This window comes from Thermoflexus sp., assembly GCF_025055495.1.
Taxonomy (GTDB): domain Bacteria; phylum Chloroflexota; class Anaerolineae; order Thermoflexales; family Thermoflexaceae; genus Thermoflexus.
Map to the genome: position 1 here is coordinate 1 of NZ_JANWXB010000394.1, position 5,084 is coordinate 5,084.

Annotated in this window: 5 protein-coding genes; 1 reads left to right on the top strand and 4 read right to left on the bottom strand. The window is 64.3% G+C overall.

The features are described 5' to 3' along the window. On the top strand, positions 1-817 hold an 817-nt coding region (locus NZM16_RS12810), incomplete at its 5' end, for an AAA-associated domain-containing protein (RefSeq protein ID WP_295480725.1). Positions 818-837: 20 nt separating this feature from the next. On the opposite strand, the gene tkt is transcribed toward NZM16_RS12810, so the two are convergent. The 4 genes from tkt to NZM16_RS12830 form a co-directional block, all read right to left on the bottom strand. Next, the gene (tkt, locus tag NZM16_RS12815) at positions 838-2,865 is read right to left on the bottom strand and encodes a transketolase (protein ID WP_295480727.1); all 2,028 of its coding nucleotides are present in this window, start codon (positions 2,863-2,865) and stop codon (positions 838-840) included. Positions 2,866-2,984: 119 nt separating this feature from the next. Further along, on the bottom strand, positions 2,985-3,248 hold the full coding sequence (locus tag NZM16_RS12820) for an anti-sigma factor (protein WP_295480729.1): 264 nt from the start codon (positions 3,246-3,248) through the stop codon (positions 2,985-2,987). A gap of 6 nt (positions 3,249-3,254) precedes the next feature. Further along, complete coding sequence (locus NZM16_RS12825; protein WP_295451082.1) at positions 3,255-3,869, bottom strand: sigma-70 family RNA polymerase sigma factor; 615 nt, start codon at positions 3,867-3,869, stop codon at positions 3,255-3,257. A gap of 43 nt (positions 3,870-3,912) precedes the next feature. Then, a complete protein-coding gene (locus NZM16_RS12830) occupies positions 3,913-4,983 on the bottom strand; it encodes an LCP family protein (protein WP_295480731.1) in 1,071 nt (356 codons plus the stop codon). Positions 4,984-5,084 lie beyond the last annotated feature (101 nt).

The window sequence follows — 5,084 nt, forward strand, 5'->3', positions numbered from 1 at the left end:
GGACGAACCGTTCTCCGCTCTGGATGTGCTATCGGCGGAGGCCCTGCGGGGCGAGCTGATGGAGCTCTGGCTCTCCAAACGTCTGCCGATCCAGGCCATCCTGCTGGTCACGCACAATATCGAGGAGGCGGTCTGGATGGCCGACCGTCTCATCCTGATGGATAAAGATCCCGGCCGGGTGATCGCCGAGCTGGAAGTTCGGTTGCCGCATCCCCGACGTCGCAAGGATGCTTACTTTCAGACAATGGTAGATCGTGTGTATGCGACCATTGCAGGGCGGACGGAGGAGCAGGTGCCCGGGAAGCGGCCGGGGGAGCCGGGCCGGGCGTATCGGATGCCGGAAGCGCGCATCAATGCCGTGGCCGGGTTGACGGAAAAGCTTCTGGAAGAGGGCGGGTGGGCGGATCTCTACCGACTGGCGGAAGAGCTGCGCTATGAGCTGGATGACCTGCTGACGATTGTGGAGGCGGCGGAGCTGCTGGGGTTCGTGAAGGTCGCTGAAGGGGATATCACGCTGACGCCCCTCGGAGAGGCCTTCGCTGAGGCCAGCATCCTGGCCCGTAAGGAGATCGTGGCCGGGCGCATCCTCCGCCTCCCGATCATCCGCTGGATCTACGAAACGCTCCACGCGGATGATGATGGCCGGGTGAGCGCGGATTACTTCCGCGAGCAGCTCCAGCTGGATTTCACCCCCGAGGAAGCGGAGCGCCAGCTGGACATCGCCATTCACTGGGGTCGTTATGCGGAGCTCTTTGCGTATGATGAGGATGCGGACGAGTTGTTCCTGGAGGAGGCTCCTATCCCAGCGATCGAATAAAAATTCGGCCCATCACCGATCTATCGCCCGATGAGCCGTCGGGCCTCCTCGACGACTCGCTCCACCGTGAAGCCCAGGCGCCAGTAGACCTCCGGGTAAGGCGCGGAGGCGCCGAAGCGCTCCAGCCCGATCACCGCGTCCGCATAGCGATGCCATCCCCACGGGATCCCCGCCTCGATCGCCAGCCGGGGGACGCCGGGTGGAAGCACCGTGCGCCGGTATTCCTCCAGCTGGGCCTCAAAGAGCTCCCATGAGGGCATGCTGACCACCCGGGTGTGAATCCCCTGAGCTTCCAGTTGCTCCCGTGCGGCCAGGGCTAGGGCGACCTCGGATCCGGTGGCGATCAGGATCAGGTCCGGCCTTCCCTCCCGGGCCTCGGCCAGCACGTAGGCGCCCCGCGCCAGCTCCGAAGCGGGGGCCAGATCGCGGCGATCAAGGATCGGCACCTTCTGCCGGGTCAGGATCAGGGCGACGGGCCCGTCGCGCCGGCGCAGGGCGATCTTCCAGGCCTCGGCCACCTCATTGGCGTCCGCCGGTCGGATCACCCAGAGGTTCGGGATCGCCCGCAGGGCGGTCAGGTGTTCCACCGGCTGATGGGTAGGCCCATCTTCCCCCACGGCGATGCTATCGTGGGTGAAGACATAAATCACCGGCCGGCGCATCATCGCAGCCAGGCGGATGCTCGGCCGCATGTAGTCGCTGAACACCAGGAAGGTGCCGCCGTAGACCCGGAAGGGCCCATACAGGCTCATCCCGTTGAGGATGCCTCCCATGGCGTGCTCCCGCACGCCGAAATGGATGTTCCGGCCGTCGAACCGACCCCGGCCGACGGCGGGGAAGCTGTGCAGGTAAGTTTGGGTGGATTCCATCAGATCCGCGCTGCCCCCGATCAGGTTGGGGATGACCTTCGCCAGCGCGTTCAGGACCTTGCCCGAGGCGGCCCGCGTGGCGATTCCATCCGGAGAGGGCGGAAAGGTAGGGATCGCCTCCTCCCAGCCCTCAGGCAGTTCCCCCCGCCACCATCGCTCCCATTCGGCCGCCAGTTCCGGGTAGGCGGCGGCGTATTCCTCCCATCGGGCCCGCCATTCCGCCTCCCATCGCGCCCCTTCCTCAATGAGTCCGCGCATATGAGCGTAGACGGCCTCCGGGACGTAGAAGGGGGGCTCCACCGGCCATCCCAGGCGTTCTTTGGTGCGGCGCACCTCATCGGCCCCCAGGGGCGCGCCGTGGGCCTCCGCCCGATCCTGCTTGTTCGGGCTTCCATAGGCGATATGGGTGCGACAGATCAACAGGGAGGGCCGATCCTCCACCCGCTGCGCTTCCGCCAGGGCCTGGGCCACCGCCGGACGGTCGTGGCCATCGAGCTCCAGCACATGCCAGCCGTAGGCCCGGAAGCGGCCGGCCACATCCTCGGTGAAGGCCAGGTCGGTCGGACCATCGATCGAAACATCGTTGTCATCGTAGAGGACGATCAGACGCCCCAACCCCCAGTGGCCGGCCAGGGAGGCCGCCTCATGGGAGATCCCCTCCATTAGGTCGCCGTCGGAGGCGATCACATAAACAAAGTGATCCACGATGGGAAAACCGGGGCGGTTGAAGCGCTCAGCCAGGAGGTGGGCCGCCAGGGCCATCCCCACCGCGTTGGCGAACCCCTGACCCAGCGGCCAGGTGGTAGTCTCGATCCCCCGATGGGGATCGTATTCTGGGTGTCCGGGTGTAGCGCTCCCCCATTGGCGGAATCGCCGGATCTCCTCCATGGGCATGTCGTAGCCGGAAAGATGAAGGAGCGCATAGAGCAGCATCGAGCCATGCCCGGCGGAGAGGACCAGGCGGTCCCGGTTCGGCCAGAAGGGGTTGCGGGGATTGTGGCGCATGAAGTAACGCCATAGCACATAGGCGGCGTCGGCCATCCCCATGGGCATCCCGGGATGTCCGGATCGGGCTTGCTCCACCGCGTCCATGGTCAGGGCGCGGATGGCGTTCACGCACAGCTCATCCAGTTCGGGGTTCAGGGTGGGAAGCTTCGCTGTTCCTTGCGCGATGATCATCGATCGCCTCGCTCTCCAGGATGATGTTTTCAGTTGGAATTTGGACAAGCGGGCCGTGCATCAGGCCCTTTCCGAAAGTTTAAAGGGGATAAGGGAGTTCGGCCATGGCTCAGACCTGATCACTCCGATCCCGGCTCCTCCCGAAGCAGATCCTCCAGGTTCAGAGCCCGAAACAGGCTCTCCCGTGCCCCTTCGGGCATCGAGACCCGGCCGTATCGGCGATAAAGCTCGATGGTGCGCCGCGTCGTGTTAAAGACCACGTGGCAATCCGGGCATTCCTTCAGGTGTTGCTCCAGCTCCTGGCAAAGATGCTCCGCGAGTTCCCCGTCCAGATAGAGAGAGATCCGACCCAGCCATTCCTCACATCGCTTCGACGGAGGCATCCTTTGCTACCTCCCTGCCAGCTCTTCGGAAAAATAGCGGGATAATCGCTCTCGCAATTGCAAACGGGCGCGATGCAATCGGGTCTTCACCGCATCCGTGGAGATGCCCAGGATCTCAGCGACCTCCTCCGTCGATAATCCTTCCACATCTCGCAGCAGGAACACCGTCCGCAAGCTCGCTGGCAGGTTACGGATGGCCTCGTCTAACACCGATCGAAGCTCCGCACGAAGCAGCTCTTCCTCCGGCAGGCAACACCAATCGAAGAGCTCCCGGGGGATTTCCTCATCGTTCTCCAAGAGGATCGGCTGATCGATGGAGATGGTTTCGGGCTCTTTCCGGCGCAAGCGCATGAGGGCCAGGTTATAGGCGATCCGGTAGAGCCAGGTGCACAGTCGGGCTTCCCCACGGAAGTCCTTCAGGTGCCGAAAAGCCTGCAGGAACGTCTCCTGAAGGATGTCCTCCGCCTCTTCCTGGCTGCCCAGCAGCCGATACGCGACATGATAGACGGTATCCCCACAGCGGTCGATCATCGCTGCGAAGGCTTGCCGATCTCCCCGCCGCAACGCGTCCAGCAGATCCGCTTCCGAGAGCTCCCCCTTCATCCGCCGAGCGATCGGCATAGTCCAGCCCTCTATGGGGAGGAGATCACGAGAGGCCGCCGGATTATCGTTCCCAATTAAACGCCTCCATCAGGGCGGCCAGGGCTTGCCGGTTAGGGATCAAAACCGCGGCGCCGCTGGGGGTTTGCCACGAGCGGACCATCGAGGGCTCTACCGTCAGCAGGCGGATGCGCTCCTCTGGCACTCCCCGGGCGAACTGGGCGATGGCCAGCATCTCCGGGATGGTGAGATCCGTCTGCACCGAATCCCCCAGCGCCCGGAGGATCTCCGGGATCTGGGGCAGGGTCTGAAGCGAGAGGATCTTCGCTCGCAGGGCCATCAGAACCTGTTGCTGCCGCTTCAGCCGCCCGAAATCGCTATCCGCATGGCGGGTCCGCACATACTTCAGGGCCAGCTCCCCATCCATATGGATGCGCCCAGCCGGGATCACCAGCCGTTCCGTCCGGTAATCATCCGTCGGATACGCGTTATCCACAATGGTCCGGGGCACATCCACATCGACTCCGCCCACCAGATCGATGATCTTCTTGAAGCCATTGAAATCCAGGATGATGTAACGATGCACGGGGACGCCGAAATTGTATGCCACGGTCTGTTTGGATAGCTCCCCGCATCCGCCCCGCTGGTAGTAATCCCCGTAGAAACATGCCGTGTTGATCCGGTTCTGGGAGATCCCGCGCTCCTCCAGCCCTGGGATGGGGACATACAGATCCCGGGGAATGGAGAGCACGGAGATGGTGTTGCTGATGGGATCGAGGCCGATGAGCATGATCCCATCCGAACGGACGGGGATCTCCTTCTCCTCCGGTCGGCGGTCTACCCCCAGGACCAGGAGGTTCAGCTGGCCGGGGACCGGCCAGGCCGGCGCCGGGCTGAGCCACTCGATGGGATTCAGCATACGCCCCACTTCGGAGATCGGAGGAAGCCCGAGGGGGCCGGTGCGGGGCTGTTCGCCACCGGCCATCGCCCGCCAGCGCTGCGCGCGGGCGGCCATCACCACCGCGATCCCCAGCCAGGTGGAAAGCAACGTAGAAGCCAGCAGGATCACCGCAAACAGCCGGTAATAGCGTCCTGCGGAAGCAGAACGAGGGGAAGATGAAAGGGTCTGCGCCACGGTCCTTTCCGCCTCCGGAGTTTCCACGAAGTGGGATTGGGGCGGGGGGGGGGCAGCCCCCCCCCCCCCCCCACCCCCCAAAAAAACCGGGGGGGCCCCCC